Raw genomic sequence first — 18,492 nt, 5'->3', positions numbered from 1 at the left:
GCCTGTCGCCACATCCACACCATGACCAATCCACTGCTCGACTTCTCCGACCTCCCGCTGTTTGACCAAATCCAACCAGAGCACGTAAGCCCTGCGATGGACCAGTTGCTGACCCAAGCCAACGCCGCGTTAGAGGCCGTGACCCAGCCCGACTTTCCCGCGCAGTGGACGGCCATCTCCAAGGCGCTGGACGTAAGCGCCGAGCAGCTGGGCCGTGCCTGGGGGGCCGTGAGCCACCTCAACAGTGTGGCCGACACCCCTGCCCTGCGGGCGGCCTACAACGAAGCCCTGCCCCGCGTCACCGAGTTCTGGACCCGCCTGGGTGCCGACGAGCGCCTGTACGCCAAGTACAAGGCCGTGGACGTTGCCAGCTTGAACCCCGAGCAGCGCCAAGCCCACACCAACGCCATGCGCAACTTCGTGCTCAGTGGTGCCGACCTGGTGGGGGCCGACAAAGAACGCTTCGCCCAGATCCAGGAGCGCCAGGCCGAAATCAGCCAGAAATTCAGCGAAAACGCGCTGGATGCGACCGATGCCTTTGCCTACTACGCCGCCGCTGCCGAGTTGGATGGCGTGCCCGCCGATGTGCAGGCCACCGCGCTGGCAGCGGCCCAAGCCGAAGGCAAAGACGGCTACAAGCTGACACTGAAAATGCCCTGCTACCTGCCGGTGATGCAGTTCGCCACCTCCAGCGCCCTGCGCGAACACCTGTACCGCGCCTACGTGACCCGTGCGTCCGACCAGGCCGAGGGCGATGCCATCCAATTCGACAACTCGGCCATCATTGCCGAGATCCTGGCGCTGCGCCATGAAGAAGCCCGGCTGCTGGGTTACGCCAACTTTGGCGAAGTCTCGGTGGTGCCCAAGATGGCGAAGTCGCCGTTGGAGGTGACCCGTTTCCTGCGCGACCTAGGCGTGCGCGCCAAGCCCTATGCCCTGAAAGACGTGGCCGACCTGCGCGCCTTTGCCGCCGAGCACCTGGCACTGGCCGACCCGCAGCCCTGGGACTGGTCTTTCATCGGCGAAAAGCTCAAGGAAGCCCGCTACGCCTTCAGCGAGCAAGAGGTGAAGCAGTACTTCACCGCGCCCAAGGTGCTGGGCGGCCTGTTCAAGATCATCGAAACCCTGTTTGAAGTGGCCATTCGCAAAGACAGCGCCCCCGTATGGCACCCGTCGGTCGAGTTCTACCGCATCGAGCGGGCAGGACAATTGGTGGGCCAGTTTTATCTGGACCAACCCGCCCGCACCGGCAAGCGCGGTGGTGCCTGGATGGACGACGTGCGTGCCCGCTGGCTGCGCCCCGACACGGGCCAACTGCAAACCCCGGTGGCCCATCTGGTGTGCAACTTTGCCGACGGCGTGGGTGGCCAACCCCCGCTGCTGACGCACGACGACGTGACCACCCTGTTCCACGAATTCGGCCACGGCCTGCACCACATGCTGACCCAGGTGAACGAGCGCGATGTCTCCGGCATCAGCGGTGTGGAATGGGACGCGGTGGAACTGCCCAGCCAGTTCATGGAAAACTTCTGCTGGGAGTGGGATGTGCTCAAGCACATGACGGCCCACGTGGTGACCGGCGAACCGCTACCCCGGGCCTTGTTCGACAAGATGACAGAAGCCAAAAATTTCCAGAGCGGCCTGCAAACCCTGCGCCAGATCGAGTTTTCGCTGTTCGACATGCTGCTGCACACCGAACACGACCCGTCGCAAGACTTCATGCCCCTGCTGCGCCAGGTGCGCGGCGAGGTAGCCGTGCTACTAGCCCCGGCCTTCAGCCGCAGCGTGCACACCTTCAGCCACATCTTCGCGGGCGGCTACGCGGCCGGTTACTACAGCTACAAGTGGGCCGAGGTGCTGAGCGCCGATGCCTACGCCGCGTTTGAAGAAACCGCTGGGGCCGACGGCCTGCCCAGTATCGAAACCGGGCGCAAATACCGCGAGTCGATTCTGGAAGCCGGTGGCAGCCGCCCGGCAATGGAATCGTTCAAAGCCTTCCGGGGCCGCGAACCGACTCTGGATGCACTCTTGCGCCACCAAGGCATGGCCAATTGATGGCTCACCCCCAGGCTACGCGTCGCTTCGCCAACCCCCTTGCAGGGGGCGATACCAGTGGCCTGGCAAAGCCAGTTCCACGGTATCTCTGAGGCGATGCGTTCCGGCTGTGGCATGGAGTTTTGTAAATACATCGAAGTTGTTAAGGATAAAACTGATGCGCCCCACCCTACTCACCACCGTTTTAGCCTGTGCCACTCTCACCCTGGCCGCCAGTGCCCAGGCGCAAACGGTGTACCGCATCGTTGGACCGGACGGCAAGGTGTCGTTCTCGGACCAGCCTCCGCCTGCCACCAGCAAAGCCAAAGTCACCACGGCGGCCGCCAGCGGCGGCAGTGCCAGCAACGCATCGCTGCCGTTTGAGCTGAAAGAAGTCGTGCAGCGCTACCCGGTCACGCTGTACACCGGGGCCAATTGCAGCCCCTGCGCCAGTGCCCGCAACCTGCTGACCTCACGCGGTGTGCCTTTCACCGAGCGCACCGTCAACAGCAATGAAGACGCTGATGCCCTGCAACGCATCAGCGGGGACACCACCCTGCCCTTTGGCACCATTGGCAGCCAGCAGCTCAAAGGCTACTCGGATGTGGAGTGGACGCAGTACCTGGACGCAGCGGCCTACCCCAAAACCTCGGTGCTGCCCGCCAGCTACAAGCCCGCTGCCGCACGCCCACTGGTGGCCACCAAACCCGCTGCGGAACCCGCAAAGGCCACGCCCGAAGCCGCCGCACCCGTTGCCGAACCCGCCCGCAAGCCCAACGGTTTCCAGTTCTAATTTTGCTGCAAATTTAATAGCATCTACCGCACATTCCATGTGCGGTAGATGCTATTTTTCCGCCTAAAAATCCAGTGTCTTCACACCCTGGGCTGTGGCCAGCAGGCACACATGGGCTTTTTGGTGGGCAAACACGCCCACGCAGACCACGCCAGGCCACTGGTTGACCTGGGATTCAAATGCCAGCGGATCGGTGACCTGCAAACCCGTCACATCCAGAATGTGCTGGCCGTTGTCGGTCACCAGCGGCTGGCCGTCTTTCAGGCGCAGCGTGGCGGTGCCGCCCATCGCCGCGAACTGGCGGGCAATGCGGTTGGCGGCCATCGGAATCACTTCCACCGGCAACGGAAACTGGCCCAGCGCCTGCACCAGCTTGCTCTCATCGGCAATGCAGACAAATTGGCGCGACTGGGCGGCCACGATCTTCTCGCGGGTCAGCGCGGCACCGCCTCCCTTGACCATGTGGCCCTGGTGGTCGATTTCGTCTGCGCCGTCGATGTACACCGCCAGCTCGCCCACGTCGTTGGCATCGAACACCGCAATGCCCAGCGCCAGTAGCCGCGCGGTGCTGGCCTCGGAGCTGGACACCGCGCCCTTGACCTGGTCCTTGATGGTGGCCAGCGCGTCAATGAACTTGTTGACGGTAGAGCCGGTGCCCACGCCGACAATTTCGCCGGGCACGACGTAGCGCAACGCGGCATGGCCGACCAGGGTTTTGAGCTCGTCTTGGGTGAGTGCGGGAATGGTGTTGGTCATCGGTGAAAATCCGGGGTTGTAACGAAGTGCTGAAACTGAGAATTATCCAATGCCCCTGATCCCCTACGCCCTGGCCCGCCCCTTTTTGTTTGGCATGGACCCGGAAGCCGCCCACGACCTGACGCTGAATGCCATCGCCCGTACCCAGGGCACGCCGCTGGAATGCCTGTACCGCCAAGCCAGGGTCCACGACCCCATCACCCTGGCGGGCCTACATTTCCCCAACCGCGTGGGCCTGGCCGCCGGGCTGGACAAGAACGCGCGCTGCATTGACGGCCTGGGCGCGATGGGCTTTGGCTTTGTGGAGGTGGGCACGGTCACGCCGCTGGCCCAGTCCGGCAACCCCAAGCCCCGCATGTTCCGCCTCCCCGCCGCCAACGCCTTGATTAACCGCCTGGGTTTCAACAACGGCGGGCTAGCGGCCTTTGTGGCCAATGTGCAGCGCGCAAATTTCCGCGCCAAGACCCAGGGCAAACCCATGCTGCTGGGCCTAAACATCGGCAAGAACGCCGCCACCCCGATCGAGCGCGCCACTGACGATTACCTGCTGGCGCTGGATGGGGTGTACCCGCATGCGGATTACGTCACGGTCAACATCTCCAGCCCCAACACCAAGAACCTGCGCGCCCTGCAAAGCGACGAGGCACTGGACAGCCTGCTGGGCGCGGTGGCGCAACGCCGCACAGCGCTGGCCGTGCAATACGGAAAACAGGTGCCCATCTTTGTGAAAATTGCGCCCGACCTGGATGAAACCCAGGTCGCCGTGATCGCCGCCACCCTGCTGCGCCACGGCATGGACGGCGTGGTAGCCACCAACACCACGCTGGCCCGCGATGCCGTCAAGGGCATGGCGCATGCCGAAGAAGCCGGTGGCCTCAGCGGCGCCCCCGTGTTGGATGCCAGCAACCGCGTGATCCGCCAACTGCGCAGCGCTCTCGGCCCGGCCTATCCGATCATCGGTGTCGGCGGCATTTTGAGTGCCGCCGATGCGGTAGCCAAAATTAAAGCAGGGGCCGATGCCATACAAATCTACACCGGACTGATCTACCAGGGCCCGGCCTTGGTACAACAGGCGGCACAGGCGCTCAAAAACATGTAGTTTGGCGCAGCGCCCGCTGTGTCGCCCATTGGACGCACAGGGGATATTGCCTAAGTTACGACCGTGGTCAAATAGGCATCCAGCGCTTATTCAATAAGCGCTAGATGCTATTATTTATATAGCAAACGAGATTCAAAAAGCGTGCGCTCTTTGTACTGTGGATCGGCCTTGATCTGCCGGTCCGTATAGGGGTGCTTGACCCACTCCCCTGCTGCATATTTACGGGTCTGGTCACTGAAGTGCACGCTGGTCGGATCAGACGACTGGCTGTAGGTCAGGATGCCCTCAGCCACCGGACCCGTGCTATCCCAGGTAACGAACTGGATGAAGCTATTGCCAAACGCGCCCGCATTGGTCGCGGGATCGGCGGTGTAGAGAACGCTGCCGGGGGCCACTTCGGTACGCACGCCGCCCCAGTTATTGAAGGTGGAGCGGCCGCCCGGCATTGCCAATACACCCTCGGCTCGTTGCAGCAATTGCACATCCTGGGTTCGGGCCCGGCGCTTCTGGGGGTCATTGAACTGGGAACTCGCCACCAGGGTTTCCAGTTGGGCCATCGCTGCGGCCAAGTTGGCCGTTCCACGCGGGGTTTCCTGCGGGTCGGCCGGGTTAAACGGCACGCTCCACCAAGATGCAGCATTCAGCTCGCCCAAGGCGGCGTACAGCTCGTCAAACAACACCACGCCTTGGCTGCTTGGCGTGTGGGCGATGTTCCAGCCTTGCAGCACGGCGCAGGCATCCAACGCCGCCGGCGTGGCGCTGCTGCTGGCCAGGCAACCCGAGACAAAGCCCGGCAACCATTTTTCGGCCTTGAAGAAACGGTTCTTTAGGTACAGCTGCTGTAGGTTGGCCATCGTGAAGCGGTAGCCACCTTGGCCATCGGTACCGGCCAGACGGTCGCGCACGATGGCGTGACCGGTGCGGGTACGGTTGTTTTGCGCCAGCGCTTCGGCGTTGGGGCCAGTGGCGATGATCTTGGCAAACCCGCCCAGATAGGTGTTCAGGCTGGGCCACCAGTGGCTGTCATTGGCATTCATGGCGTAGTCAGGGCGCTTGACCCAGGGCCGTCCAGCCGCCGGGATGCTCCCCGCCCAGTCGCAGGCGGCCGTCGTGCCAGCCATCACGACCACGCCGGTACTGGCCATCAATGGCTGGAACGGTGGGGGCACGCAGGCCGCTAATTGCGCATCGGGCACATTGGCGGCAACCGAGTAGTTCGCATACAAGGTGTCGCCGGCTTTATCAGCGGCAACGGTGTTAACCCAAGGCATGGCGTTGTGGGTGGCCAGGGCACGGCGCAAACCATCGACACTGGTGACCTTGCCATTCAGAATGATCTGGTCGATCAGCTTGTAGTTGCTGACATTGGCATCTTGCAGGGCATAGCCGCTGCCCGTGGTCCAGGCAAAGCTGCTGTCCGACAGCATGGGGCCGTACTCGGTGGTGTACAGGGTCCGCTGGATCTGCACCTGGCTGCCATCGGCTCCCAGTGCCGACACCGTCAAGGGCACGGCCTTCATAGCGATAGATTGGCCATCCTTGATGTAACGCGTGGGGTTGCTGGGGTCAATTGCCAGGTAACGCACGGTAAAGCGGTTATCGGTCGATAACGTGTGGCTCCAGGCCACTTTGTCGTTAAAACCAATCATGGGCACTGGCGCGCCCAAAAGCGTAGCGCCCATCACGTCATAGTTTTCGCTAGGCACGGTGATGTGTACTTGGTTCAAGCGTAAAGCTCCCCACCAAGGAAAGTGTGGATTGCCCAACAGCAAGCCTTTGCCGCTTTGGGTGGTTTCGCGGCCCAAACCAATGCTGTTGGAGCCAATGGTGTGGTTGCGCAGGGTTTGAAATGCCATCAGCATTGGCGAATGGGCCAAGTCAGCGGCAGGCGAAGCTTTGGCAACCGGCGCAACAGGCGCTACGGCACTGCCAATCGCACCGATAAACGCCAGCGAGCTGCCCGTCATGGTGAGTTGTGAAAAGCGCAAATAGGCATCATCTTCGGTCATAGGCCGGACCCAGGATTGCCCCCGGCAGGCCGTCGGCAGCTTGGCCAGGCCGGTATCGGTCAGATAGCGGTTGTAGCCGGTGGCAAAACCATCTGCCAGCGCCCGTGTGTCGCGGCTGGAGCCCGCCTTGAACCGCGCAACCTGGTCGGAATCCATCACCAGTTTGTAGAAGAAATCCGAGTCAATGTTGCCAAACACGGTGCCCAACTGGCCCAGGTAGCCCCCCGCAGCGCCGAAGTACTTGGCCCGCTCGCCGCGCAACGTGACCAACTCTTCGGCAAAGAGGCACACATTCTCTTGGGCAAACACATAGCCGTAGCCATAGCCCGCTCCGGTAAAGCTATCGGCCACGATATGTGGCACCCCGTAAGAAGTGGTGCGGATGGTGGCCGCATATTCGGTGGGCAAGCAGCCTGCAAGCAAGGACACAGCGACAGCGGCCAAAAGCCCTATGCGTACCGGTCGTGTGCAGAGCAATGTTGTCGTAAGTTTCATTTCTCTCCCTAATATTGAATTTAAGACCATTTAAATGCATCAATTGTTGCCTAAAACGGACTTATTCCATATTACTGTGCCACCTCCTCAGCCCTGTTAAAAATCAATTGAAACTCCCCTCTTTTTATGGATAAAAAATTTGCACCCACATGGTGCATGGATATAAAAATGGTAAGAACCGCATTGGAATGGGCCATCCCAACAAACCTGTGGTGCGAAAAACCACCCAGCTTATAGGCGATGATGAACAGACAATCGATCGAACCCGTACCCCATAGTCAGTTCAATGGTTCAACGGCACAGGATGCGATTGGGATGCGCGGGCGCGTGCAGAAGCTGCGCAGCTACGAATGCATCGTTTGGAGCCAGAGCTTCCAAGGTGATCGAAAAGACCGCAACTAGCCCGCATCCGACTTCAAAACGGAGAGAGCACCCGCGCGGTCAAAACGCAAGGAAATTTCATGCAAGCTGCTGCGCAGTTCGGCGCTGGCATTGGGCGGCAGGATGACAAAGCCCTCTTGCTGGTCACTGCGGGCCAGGCCCAGCTTGAGTTTGAGCTCACCCTCGGCCAACCGCAGGGTAGGCATGCCGGTTTCCAGTTGCTGCAAAAAGCCACCCATCAGATGCCCCACCTGGTCCGGGGCCAGCACCTCCAGCTTGCCCGCACTGCCAAGCTGGGTCGATAAGGCGGCAATGCGCGCCGCGCCCAGACGCAGGCTCTCGGCGGCGGCCTTGATTTTTACTTCTTGTTCGGCTTTTGTCCCCTGCACGGCAGCAGCTACGGCAGTTTTTTCGCGCTCGGCACTGGTGTCCAGGCGTTTGAACAAGGTCTGGTTATCCGCCTGCGCCACATCGCGCTGCCCGGCCAGGCGCTGATTTTCAACCAGCAGGCCTTCCATCTGGGTTTTCAGCAGACTGATCTGGACAGACAGGTCGTCCGCCTCCACCGGTGCACGCAATTGGGCTTGTGCGGCGGCAAGCTGCTGGCGCAGCGCATCGACTTCTGCGCTGGTTTTGAGTTCGCGGTCACTGGCAGCGGCAGCGGCCAGCTTCAGGCGCGACATGGTGTCCGCCGCTTCGGCCAGACTTTTACGGGCAGCGGCTTCGGTAGCGATAGCCTGGGCTTGGGCAGTTTTTAAGGCCACTTGCAACTGGGCTACGGTGAGGGGTTTGCTCGCCATGAAGGACTCCTTAATCGACCTTAATCTGCAACGAGCTGCTCGCGCACCACGCGGCCATCGGCATCCACGGCGTTGACCATCCAGCGTTTACTGCCCGGCACAAAAGTGGCCTGTACCTCCAGCGGCCCGATGACCCGTGCCAGCGCTACCAAGTCGTCACGCTGGCGAAAGTCTTTGATGATCTGGTCTTTACTCTTGACCGGCACGGTGGTGCCACCCGGGTTGCTGGCCACGGCGGGCGTGGCGGCGGTGGCCACAAAGTTGACGCGGATAGTGGATACCGCCGAGGCGTTGAGCGCACCACCCAAGTGGACGGACGACAACGGCTCGATCTCTAGCTCGCCGGTGCTGCTGCGGGACACGGCTGCCTTGATCTCCAGAGTAGCCTCGGACATCACCATGCCGCTGGCCAGACCCACGCCCAGCCCGAGGTCGGTTTGGGCGCTAGTCAAAGCAGCACCAGCATTACCCAGCAAGGCCCCGAGCGGGGCACGTTTCAGGTCGGTGGCGAGGGCCATAGCAAGGTGCTCCAGCAGTTAGCGCAGGCAAAGATTAGCCAGTCACGGTACGGCGCGGAATCTCCAGGCGCAGCGGGGCAGGCACGGGCACCAGGGTGGCGGTAATTTTGGAATGCACCGACACGTCACGGTTGAGCTTGCGCTCGAAGCGGATGTTGGCGGTTTCGGCAAACAAGCCCAAACCGCCCTTTTTACGCGTGCCGTCTTCATTGATCTGTTCTACCAGTTTCAGGTCCATGCTGACCTCGATGGTGGCCTGCGAGAACTGGTAGAAGGTGGGCTTGACCCCCAGCGCGAGCAGCGACACGATTTGCGCTTTGCCTTGGGTAAACGTAACGCTGCCGTCTGCTGCCACCTCTTCGGTAATGCTTGGCACCATCTCCACCGTGGTGTTGGCCAGCTCGGTCACCATCTCGGCGGCGCTGCGGTCCAGGGCCATTTGTGCGTCGGCAATGCCCTCGGCCATCAGCCGCACCAAGTCGGCAAACGAGGTGGATGCGGTTTCTTGGACCACCACCTCCGCCGGTACGATGGGCGTGCGAAAGGCCTTGGTTTTGTCGAACGTGGCCATGGTCAGGCAGGCACTTTGGGTGGACGGTTGTCAATCACATTGAACTGCGGTGCCAACCGGGCTGGCGGCGGTACGGGCACCATGCGGGTGAGCAGGCGGCTGGTGCCGCGCACCTCTTTACCAAACTTGCGGTTGTGCGACACATCCACCGAGACCGATGCACTCCAGCAAGCAAAACCCGCCTTGGCTTTGACACCCACTTTGAGACTGGTTTCGACCGAGGTGGTGGTTTTGATGTCCATCGTGACTTCGATGGTGGCCTCGGCGAACTGGTAAAAAGTGGGCAGCAAACCCAGTTGGATGAGCGACATCTCGGTGGTTGTATTGGTGGGAGCCGGAGAGCTTCCATCGGCGTTGATGATCTGCGTCACGCTGACCAAAATTGGTAGCTTGATGTCTGCCAGGGCCTGCGCCGTTTCCACCGAGTTTTCGTCCAGCGCCTTTTGCGCTTCGGCGATACCCAGCGCCAGCTTGAGCACCATATCGGGAAGAGGTACGTCAAGTAATTCTTGTCCAACACTACCGGCCATGGCTTTCTCCTTGAAGTGGACTGCACATTGAATGCAGCGGTTACAAAACCAAAGACGGCGGCTGTGCCTGAAAAACAGCCAGTACCGCCGCGAGTCTCTGTTGGTCTACGTTGACCGGTCCGATAAAACGCACCGCCCGCGATCCGCGCAAACCCATGTATGCCGTCAATCCCATCAGCACCAATGCTTTTTGTGCATCCAGCCGGGTCACCATCTGCCCGCCCGTACTGCGCACCAAAACATCCAGCCCGCCGGGCTCTGCGGCCACCAGCAAGAACATGCCACGTCCCGGCAGGCCGAGCGACACCTTGGCCCCAAAACGCTCTGCTGTCTGCATCTACCGCCCCCCAGATTGAACTGGCTTCATCATGGGCGATGCAAGCCAAATCCGCATCAACAAGTTTGATGAAGCAAAAAAATATCCCCCAACGCAAAAAGGCACCGAAACTCGGTGCCTTTTTGAAGGTGGCCGCAAGCGGCCGGTATGCAGAAAGATTAAGCGGCCAAGCCCTTGGCCTTGCGGCGACTAGTGCCCAACAACCCCAGCAAACCAAGCCCCATCAGTGCAAGAGAGCCTGGCTCTGGAACTGCATTGCCAGGCGGTGTCACCACCGTCCCTGCAACCGTCAGCAGCTTCACATAGTCAAACGCAGTTGCGGTACCAGTACTGCTAACACGGCCATTATTACAAGCCGTACTAGTCCCCCCGGTAGCACTCACACAGCCGACACCATACGTAGAGTTGTATGCACTCACCAACCACCAGCTCGAAGACAAGGCGGAGGCATTGAAACCTGTGAATGTTTGGCTTGCCGAGCCACCATTGATGTTCGCTACCAATTCCCAGCCTTTTTCAAGCAGCTGTGCAATCGTCTTACCTGCAATGGCAGCCTGGGACGTAGTGAAACCTTTCGTCGCATCAAAACGCAAAACGCTCAAATCTGAATCACCGCTGACCCAACCCGTGCTCAGGCTGTTCAACGCAACAGCAGCACCAAAATTCAGGGAGATCAGCTCTGTTCCATAGCGATTGTCAAGCGTGTGCTGCGGCTGAGCGCCTGCATCCTCATTTTTAGAAGTAACACCCAAGCCGCCGCTGTACTCGCCAATCGCAGCAGCGGCGAAAACAGTACCCGCAGTGGGTGCTGCAATCGTACCGGTTGCAGTGGAGTACGCACTGGTTGAGAGGCTGGCACCATCCGAGATTCCGCAACTGCCCGTGTTATCGCAGGCAGATGGCAGATTCCATGAAGCCGCTGCCCAACCAGACGACCCGAAACCCAACAACACGCAAGCGGCAACGGCCTGGATGGTGCGGTTTAAAGGGGTGATGTTCATATTCTTCTTCCTATTTATCTAAATTCAGCAAACGCAATCTTCTTAAAAAATAAAAAAGCACAATTCATACCATCATTAAATTTACTTTACAAATCAACAATTTAAACAAAAAAATACCAAAAAAATCATCGTATTTTGTAAACTATTCCGACAGCACTTTCAGCTTTTTGACGCAACTAGCGCAAAGTCTTCAGCAAAGCTTCAGCGGCGGCCTGCTCTTCAAAACTGCGGCCTGCTTTCAAAGCGGCCTCCACCTCGTCGCGGGCCTCGGTCTTGCGGCCCGACTGGGCCAGCACAGCCGCCAGGTGGTAGCGGATAGCGGGGCTGCCCGGCTCGCGCAAGCGGGCATCGCGCAGAAGTTGCAGCGCACGATCGGCTTGGGCGGGCTGGCCGGCCTGGAACAAGGCCCAACCCAGAGTGTCGATGGCATTGGCATTGGTCACGTCTTTGGCCAGCGCCTTTTCAGCCATGGGGATGGCACCAGGGTCTTTTAGGCGCAACAACACGTTGGCCAGATTGTTGAGCACCTCGGTATCGTCAGGTGCGGTTTTCAGCAGACTTTCGTAGTGGCTGCGAGCAGCAAGGAAATTGCCGATGCTGGCATAGCCATCCGCCAAATTTTTACGCACGCGGATGTCCTGCGGGCGGGTTTTAAGCCACTGCTCGGCGAGTTGCAAAGCAGGTTTTCCGCCGTCTTGGCTAAATAGCACCCGGTACAGGCGTAATAAGGTGTCAGCAGTGGGTTCTGCCTGGTGGGCGCGGCGGTAGGCATCAATGGCGGCAGGAGCTTGCCCTTTGGCCAGTGCCACGTCGCCCAGCAAGCTGTAGCCGATAGCCCGCTTGGGCGCTTGGGCCAGTACCTGGCGGGCACGTTGCTCAGCCTTGGCGGGCGCACCCAGGCGCAACTCGACATCGACCATGAGGGCCAGTGCGGGCAAAAAGTCTGGCCGGTTGGAGAGCGCTTTTTCTAAGCTGTAGGCTGCGCCAGGGGGGTTGTTGGCAGCCATTTGCAGGGTGGCGATTTGGGTTTGCTGCACAGCATCAAAGTCGGCAAAGCGGGTGGCCCCGGAAAAGGTGGACTTAGCCCCCCCCATGTCACCGTTGGCCAACTGGGCACGGCCATACACGAGGAGAGACGGGAGGTTGTCAGTGCCTTTGGCCAGCAGGCGTTTGGCAGCATCCAATGCCAACGCAGGAGCGCGGTTGCGCAGGTGCAGCTCGACCAACGTGGTGTCGGGGCGAAACTCACGCGGGCCAGCCATATCACTGGCTTTTTGCAGCCAGCGCAGGGTCTCGGCAGGCTGGCCACGGCGGTCTGAGAGGTTGGCCATTTCATACATCGCGTCGATATTTTTGTCGTCGGTCTTGAGAATGGTCAGTAAACGCGTATTGGCGCTGTCGTAGGCTTTGGCGGCAATATCTACCCGTGCAAGATTGAGCATGGGTTGCAGCAAAGTACCGTCAAGCGCAGTTGCGCGCTCGAAGGCGGCTTTGGCGGCAGGCAGGTTTCCCGCCTGGGCGTGGGACATGCCCAACAGGCTATAGAACCCCGCATTTGCAGGTTGCAGTTTGACCAGTTTTTCGGCCACCGCAGTGGCCTGGGCCACTTTTCCGTCACGCAGGTACAGGCCCACCAAGGCGGCACCGGCCTGGATTTGGCTGGGGTCTTTAAAGGCCGTTTCGAGCTGAACGATGGCATCGCCGGATTTGCCACCGCCCACCAGACTCAGGCCCAGGGCGGTTCGAAACTCGGGCGCGTCCCGGGTGGTCAGGGCTTGTTGCATCAAGGCCGTGGCTTTGGCGTGGCGGCCTTGGGCCATGTTGGCACCGGCCAACAAGGTGAGGGCTTGGCCGTCGCCGGGCTGGGCTTTGATGTAATTTTCCAGTAACTCGGTGGCGCTGGTGAAATTGCCTGCGGACATGTAAATCTGGGCCAGCAGTTTGGACACGGGACTGTTGCCCTGTACCCGCTGAATAGACTCCAGGTAGGGCTTGGCTTTTTCGCGTTCACCCAGACCAAAGTGGGCCAGGCCATTGAGCATGAGCAACTGGGGGCGGTATTGGATGAAGGTCACAGGCACCGGGTCTAACAGGCTGGTGACTTCCAGCAATGCGCCGCGAACAGCCGCAGTATTGCCGCTGCGCTCGGCCAGCAAGGCCTTGAGGTAGGCGGCGCGAGGCTCGCGGGGCGACAGGCGCTGTAGCTCGGCTACGTCTTTGGCAGCTTCGGCGTTTTGGCCTAAATCGATAGCAATACCTGCACGGGCGACGCGGGCCTCAATGTGTTTTGGGTCTGATTGCAGCGCCGCATCGTAGGCCGCTACCGCAGCACTCAGATTGCCTTGCACATGCAGCAAAGCGCCTTTTTGGTAGCGCACCTCGGTGGAGTTGGGGGCCAGCGCCAACGCACGTTCGATAGCGACATTCGCCTCGGCAAACTGGCGCGCACGGATGCGCACCGGCACCTCGGCCAGCCAGGCCTCGGGGGCGCGGCTGTCTATCGCACGGGCCTCTTCAATCGACTTCAAGGCAACGCGCACATCGCCCATATCGGCACTGGCTGAGGCGCGCAACAGCAGCATTTGCAATTGCGTGCCCGGTGGCAGACCGGCTGGACTGAATTGGCCCTGCTCCAGCACCAGTTTGTGCTTGCCCTGGGCAATGAAGGCCTGGGCCAGGGGGATGACCACTTCGGCCCGGTTCACACCCAAACGCAGGGCTTCCAACAGGGCGACTTCGGCGGTCGCTACCTCGCCGTTGGCTAACAGGGCTTTACCCAGAAGCACTTGCACGGGCAGCATGTTTTTGTCGATTTGCAAGGCGTTTTTCAGCTGGATGATGGCCCCCGGCATATCACTCTTCTCAAAGCGGCCTAACGCGTCCTCGTAAAAGCGAGCGGCTTTGCTGTCGGTGACAGCATGGCTGGCAAAGCTGGTGGCGCACACCACGGCGAGGAGCGTGGCGCGGCAAGCAAGGGGAAATGGCTTCATGGAAATGTCCGGCTACTGAACGCGCGCACTAAAACTGTGCACAGAGTTCAAATGTTAGCTGATGTAAAAAATGCAAATGTGCACGCCTCCACAAAGGACGGAATGAAATCGGTGATTTCCGTCACGCAGTTGTGTACGGCGTGCCGCAAACGGCGGTAACTTGCAGGCTAAGCCGCTGCTATAAATTTTTCAAACCCGCGCGCCCTGAGCACGCAGGCCGGGCACGTGCCGCATCCATAGCCCCAGGCATGGCGGTGCACGCGGTCGCCCAGGTAGCAGGTGTGGGTGTCTTCCACGATCAAATCCACCAATGGCTGCCCGCCCAGTTGCTGGGCCAGTTGCCAGGTTTGGGATTTGTCGATCCACATCAGCGGAGTTTCGATCAGGTAGCGTTTGTCCATACCCAGCGACAGAGCCAGTTGCATGGCTTTCATGGTGTCGTCGCGGCAGTCGGGGTAGCCGGAGAAGTCGGTCTCGCAGACACCGGTGACGATAACCTCCAGGTCGCGCCGGTAGGCCAGCGCGGCGGCCAGGGTCAGGAACAGCAGGTTGCGGCCCGGCACAAAGGTATTGGGCAGGCCGCCCTCCTCCATCTTGAAGGCCATGTCGCGGGTGAGCGAGGTCTCACTGACCTGGCCCAGCACCGACAAATCCAGCAAATGGTCTTCGCCCATCTTGTCCGCCCATTGGGGGAAGCGGGCCTTGATATTGGCCAGAACGTGCAAACGGGCGTCCAGCTCAACGTGGTGGCGCTGGCCATAGTCGAAGGCCACGGTTTCCACATGGGCGTACTTGGACAGGGCCAAGGCTAGGCAGGTGGTGGAATCTTGCCCACCAGAGAAAAGAACAAGGGCGCGGGAGTGCATGGTTTCAGAACAAATTCAGATTGGGGTACAACAATCGGGCAATTTACCACCGCCCCCATCACCCCACCGGACTCCCGCATGCAATTTTTAAGGCGATTTTTAAAGACTCTGTTCCACACCGCATTGGCGCTGGTGCTGATCTTTGGCGAGTGGGGCTGGGAGCCGCTGGCGCGGGCCATGGACCGCCTGGCGCGCTTGCCGGTCTGGTCGCAGCTGGAAGCCCAGATTCGGCGGCTGCCGCCCTACCCGGCCTTGCTGTTGCTATGTTTGCCGATGCTGACCCTGCTGCCGGTCAAGCTGCTGGCGGTGTACTGGATGACCCGGGGCCACTCCGTACTCGGCCTGCTGCTGGTGCTGGCTGCCAAGGTGGTGGGCACGGCCGTGGCGGCGCGCCTGTTTCAACTCACGCAGCCGGCCTTGATGCAGTTGGCCTGGTTCCGCCACTGGTATCCGCGCTGGCGGGTGTGGAAGGACGGGGTGATCGCCCGGGTCAAGACTGCGCGCCCCTGGCGGATGGCCCAGGCCTTGGCCCGCCGGGCTCGCCACACGGCACGGCGACTTATAAGCTTTTTAGGCCTCTAGCGCATATCCCACCTGCGCAAGAAGCTATTAAAACCATAGTAATGACTACTTACCCCAGCGCAGCACCAGCGGGTCGAGCCTGCGGGCGGTGTCCATCAAACCGGCACGCACATCGGGGTGCATGGCGGGCCAGGGGTGGCGCGGGGCTTCACAGGCGATCACACCGCCCTCGGCCATCAGCGATTTGGCGGTGAGGATGCCGCCCTGGCGGTTTTCGTAGTTGATCAGCGGCAGCCATTTTTGGTACAGCGCGTAGGCCGTGTCGCGGTCGCCCGCGCGGTGGGCTTCAAGGATGGGGCGGATGCCGTCGGGGTAGGCCCCGCCGGTCATGGCACCCGTCGCACCGGCATCCAGGTCGGGCATCAGGGTGATGGCTTCTTCGCCGTCCCACGGGCCTTCGATGGCTGCGCCGCCCACGCGGATCAGCTCGCGCAGCTTGGCGGCCGCTCCGGCAGTTTCGATCTTGAAATACGCCAGGTGCTCGATCTCTTGCGCCATGCGGGCCAGGAATGGCACCGACAACGGTGTGCCTGCAGCAGGCGCATCCTGGACCATGATGGGGATGTCAATGGCATCCGACAGCTTGGCGTAGAACTCGTAAATCTGCGGCTCGCCGACGCGGAACGTCGCCCCGTGGTAGGGCGGCATCACCATGACCATCGCCGCGCCCATGTCTTGCGCGCGGCGGCTGCGTTGGGCGCAGACGGTGGTGCCGAAATGGGTGGTGGTGACGATCACCGGCACGCGGCCATCCACGTGCTCTAGGATGGTTTTGGTCAGGATCTCGCGCTCGTCATCTGAGAGCAAAAATTGCTCGGAGAAATTGGCCAGGATGCACAGGCCGTCAGAGCCCGCGTCGATCATGAAATCGACGCAGCGCTTCTGGCTGGGCAAGTCCAGTTCGCCCGAGGCGGTGAAGGTGGTGGGAACGACTGGGAAGATGCCCCGGTAGCGGGGGTTGGATGCGTTGTGCATGGCGTTCAACAAGTAATTAATGGGAATGGCGGGGCACGGTGGAGCCACGGCAGCCGACCAGGAAGTCGAAGTCGCAGCCGTCATCGGCTTGCAGCACGTGGTCCACGTACAGGCGGGCATAGCCGCCGGACAGCGGCTTGGGCACGTCGCCTGCCAGAGCCGCCAGGCGCTCGGCCAACTCGGCATCGCTGATGTCCAGGTGCAGGCGGCCTTGTTCGCAGTCCAGCTCGATGAAGTCACCGTCGCGCACGGCCGCCAGCGGGCCACCGGCGGCGGCTTCGGGGGCGACGTGCAGCACCACGGTGCCATAGGCGGTGCCGCTCATGCGGGCGTCCGAGATGCGCACCATGTCCTTCACGCCCTGGCGCAGCAGCTTGGGCGGCAGGCCCATATTGCCCACCTCGGCCATGCCGGGGTAGCCCTTGGGGCCGCAGTTCTTCAGCACCATCACGCAGCTTGCGTCGATGTCCAGGTCTTCATCGACGATGCGTTCCTTGTAGTGCTCCAGGTTCTCGAACACCACGGCGCGGCCCCGGTGCTTGAGCAGCGCGGGGGTAGCGGCAGACGGCTTGAGCACGGCGCCGCGTGGCGACAAATTGCCGCGCAGGATGCAGATACCGCCGTCGGCAATCAACGGGTTATCAATAGTGCGGATCACTTCGTCGTTGTACTGGGGTGCTTCGCGCACGTTGTCCCACATGGATTTGCCGTTGACCGTGAGCGCATCGGGGTGCGGCAGCAGGCCGTGCTCGCCCAGACGGCGCACCACGGCGGGCAGGCCACCGGCGTAGTAAAACTCTTCCATCAGGAAGCGGCCCGAGGGCTGCAAATCGACGATGGTGGGCGTGCCCTTGCCAATGCGGGTCCAGTCTTCCAGATCGAGCTGCACGCCGATGCGGCCCGCGATGGCCTTCAGGTGGATGACCGCGTTGGTCGAGCCGCCAATGGCCGCATTGACGCGGATGGCGTTCTCGAAGGCTTCGCGGGTCAAAATTTTGGACAGCGTGAGGCCTTCGCGGGCCATCTGTACCGCCCGGATGCCCGACATGTGGGCCAGTACGTAGCGGCGCGCATCTACCGCCGGAATGGCGGCGTTGTGCGGCAGCGACGTGCCCAGGGCTTCGGCCATGCAGGCCATCGTGCTGGCCGTGCCCATGGTGTTGCAGGTGCCCGCAGAGCGGGACATGCCCGCCTCGGCGGCAAAAAACTGGTGCTCGTTGATCTCACCCGCCTTCAGCGATTCGTGCAGTTGCCACACCGCCGTGCCGGAGCCGATGTTTTTGCCATCCAGCTTGCCGTTCAACATAGGGCCGCCGGTGACCACGATGGCGGGAATATCGCAACTGGCCGCGCCCATCAGCAGCGCAGGCGTGGTTTTGTCGCAACCGGTGAGCAGCACCACCGCGTCGATGGGGTTGCCACGAATGGCTTCTTCCACGTCCATGCTGGCCAGGTTGCGGGTCAGCATGGCGGTGGGGCGCAAATTCGATTCGCCGTTGCTAAACACCGGGAACTCCACCGGGAAGCCGCCCGCCTCGAAGACGCCGCGCTTCACATGCTCGGCAATCTTGCGGAAGTGGGCGTTGCAGGGGGTGAGTTCGCTCCAGGTGTTGCAGATGCCAATGATGGGGCGGCCATCGAACTCGTGGTCTGGGATGCCCTGGTTCTTCATCCAGCTGCGGTACATGAAGCCGTTTTTGTCGGCGCTGCCAAACCATTCGGCGGAGCGCATTTTTTTAGGGGTATCGGTCATAA

At 61.1% G+C, this 18,492-nt stretch carries 16 protein-coding genes; 4 read left to right on the top strand and 12 right to left on the bottom strand.

Annotation, left to right across the window (positions count from 1 at the left end; translation table 11 throughout):
• The first annotated feature begins 21 nt into the window (after positions 1-21).
• Positions 22-2,055: a M3 family metallopeptidase gene (locus AC0969_RS13250; RefSeq protein WP_479624619.1), complete on the top strand. Its 2,034-nt coding sequence runs from the start codon at positions 22-24 to the stop codon at positions 2,053-2,055.
• Positions 2,056-2,212: 157 nt separating this feature from the next.
• A complete protein-coding gene (locus AC0969_RS13245) occupies positions 2,213-2,827 on the top strand; it encodes a DUF4124 domain-containing protein (RefSeq protein WP_479624618.1) in 615 nt (204 codons plus the stop codon).
• A 63-nt stretch (positions 2,828-2,890) separates the two neighbouring features.
• On the opposite strand, the gene rpiA is transcribed toward AC0969_RS13245, so the two are convergent.
• The gene (rpiA, locus tag AC0969_RS13240) at positions 2,891-3,583 is read right to left on the bottom strand and encodes a ribose-5-phosphate isomerase RpiA (RefSeq protein ID WP_479624617.1); all 693 of its coding nucleotides are present in this window, start codon (positions 3,581-3,583) and stop codon (positions 2,891-2,893) included.
• Between the two features lie 49 nt (positions 3,584-3,632).
• On the opposite strand from rpiA, the gene AC0969_RS13235 reads away from it, so the two are divergent.
• Complete coding sequence (locus AC0969_RS13235) at positions 3,633-4,682, top strand: quinone-dependent dihydroorotate dehydrogenase (RefSeq protein ID WP_479624616.1); 1,050 nt, start codon at positions 3,633-3,635, stop codon at positions 4,680-4,682.
• Positions 4,683-4,792: 110 nt separating this feature from the next.
• Here the strand turns inward: AC0969_RS13235 and AC0969_RS13230 are convergent, their stop codons facing one another.
• The 9 genes from AC0969_RS13230 to queC all read right to left on the bottom strand — a co-directional run bounded on the left by AC0969_RS13230 (position 4,793) and on the right by queC (position 15,180).
• The gene (locus AC0969_RS13230) at positions 4,793-7,120 is read right to left on the bottom strand and encodes a penicillin acylase family protein (RefSeq protein WP_479624615.1); all 2,328 of its coding nucleotides are present in this window, start codon (positions 7,118-7,120) and stop codon (positions 4,793-4,795) included.
• Positions 7,121-7,584: 464 nt separating this feature from the next.
• Positions 7,585-8,367: a hypothetical protein gene (locus AC0969_RS13225; RefSeq protein WP_479624614.1), complete on the bottom strand. Its 783-nt coding sequence runs from the start codon at positions 8,365-8,367 to the stop codon at positions 7,585-7,587.
• Between the two features lie 20 nt (positions 8,368-8,387).
• The gene (locus AC0969_RS13220) at positions 8,388-8,885 is read right to left on the bottom strand and encodes a hypothetical protein (protein ID WP_479624613.1); all 498 of its coding nucleotides are present in this window, start codon (positions 8,883-8,885) and stop codon (positions 8,388-8,390) included.
• 34 nt (positions 8,886-8,919) lie between these two features.
• Entirely contained in the window at positions 8,920-9,456 is a 537-nt protein-coding gene (locus AC0969_RS13215) for a hypothetical protein (protein WP_479624612.1), read from the bottom strand.
• 2 nt (positions 9,457-9,458) lie between these two features.
• Positions 9,459-9,986, bottom strand: coding sequence for a hypothetical protein (locus AC0969_RS13210; RefSeq protein WP_479624611.1), 528 nt, complete (start codon positions 9,984-9,986; stop codon positions 9,459-9,461).
• A gap of 40 nt (positions 9,987-10,026) precedes the next feature.
• Entirely contained in the window at positions 10,027-10,323 is a 297-nt protein-coding gene (locus AC0969_RS13205; protein ID WP_479624610.1) for a hypothetical protein, read from the bottom strand.
• Between the two features lie 158 nt (positions 10,324-10,481).
• Positions 10,482-11,324 carry an exosortase-dependent surface protein XDP1 gene (gene xdp1, locus AC0969_RS13200; RefSeq protein WP_479624609.1) on the bottom strand — a complete coding sequence of 281 codons (843 nt, stop codon included), beginning with the start codon at positions 11,322-11,324 and terminating at the stop codon, positions 10,482-10,484.
• A gap of 176 nt (positions 11,325-11,500) precedes the next feature.
• Entirely contained in the window at positions 11,501-14,314 is a 2,814-nt protein-coding gene (prsT, locus tag AC0969_RS13195; RefSeq protein WP_479624608.1) for an XrtA/PEP-CTERM system TPR-repeat protein PrsT, read from the bottom strand.
• A gap of 167 nt (positions 14,315-14,481) precedes the next feature.
• Positions 14,482-15,180 (bottom strand): 7-cyano-7-deazaguanine synthase QueC, encoded by a 699-nt coding sequence (gene queC / locus AC0969_RS13190; protein ID WP_479624607.1) that lies wholly within the window; start codon positions 15,178-15,180, stop codon positions 14,482-14,484.
• Positions 15,181-15,258: 78 nt separating this feature from the next.
• Here queC and AC0969_RS13185 point away from each other — a divergent pair, with 78 nt between their 5' ends.
• Positions 15,259-15,762 (top strand): hypothetical protein, encoded by a 504-nt coding sequence (locus AC0969_RS13185; RefSeq protein WP_479624606.1) that lies wholly within the window; start codon positions 15,259-15,261, stop codon positions 15,760-15,762.
• 45 nt (positions 15,763-15,807) lie between these two features.
• Here AC0969_RS13185 and AC0969_RS13180 read toward each other — a convergent pair whose 3' ends face one another.
• Positions 15,808-16,737 carry a dihydrodipicolinate synthase family protein gene (locus tag AC0969_RS13180; RefSeq protein ID WP_479624605.1) on the bottom strand — a complete coding sequence of 310 codons (930 nt, stop codon included), beginning with the start codon at positions 16,735-16,737 and terminating at the stop codon, positions 15,808-15,810.
• A gap of 16 nt (positions 16,738-16,753) precedes the next feature.
• Entirely contained in the window at positions 16,754-18,490 is a 1,737-nt protein-coding gene (locus tag AC0969_RS13175) for an IlvD/Edd family dehydratase (RefSeq protein ID WP_479624604.1), read from the bottom strand.
• Between the last annotated feature and the right edge of the window lie 2 nt (positions 18,491-18,492).

This window comes from Rhodoferax sp. LB1P47, assembly GCF_056521445.1.
This window is presented reverse-complemented; position numbering and strand designations above follow the sequence as displayed.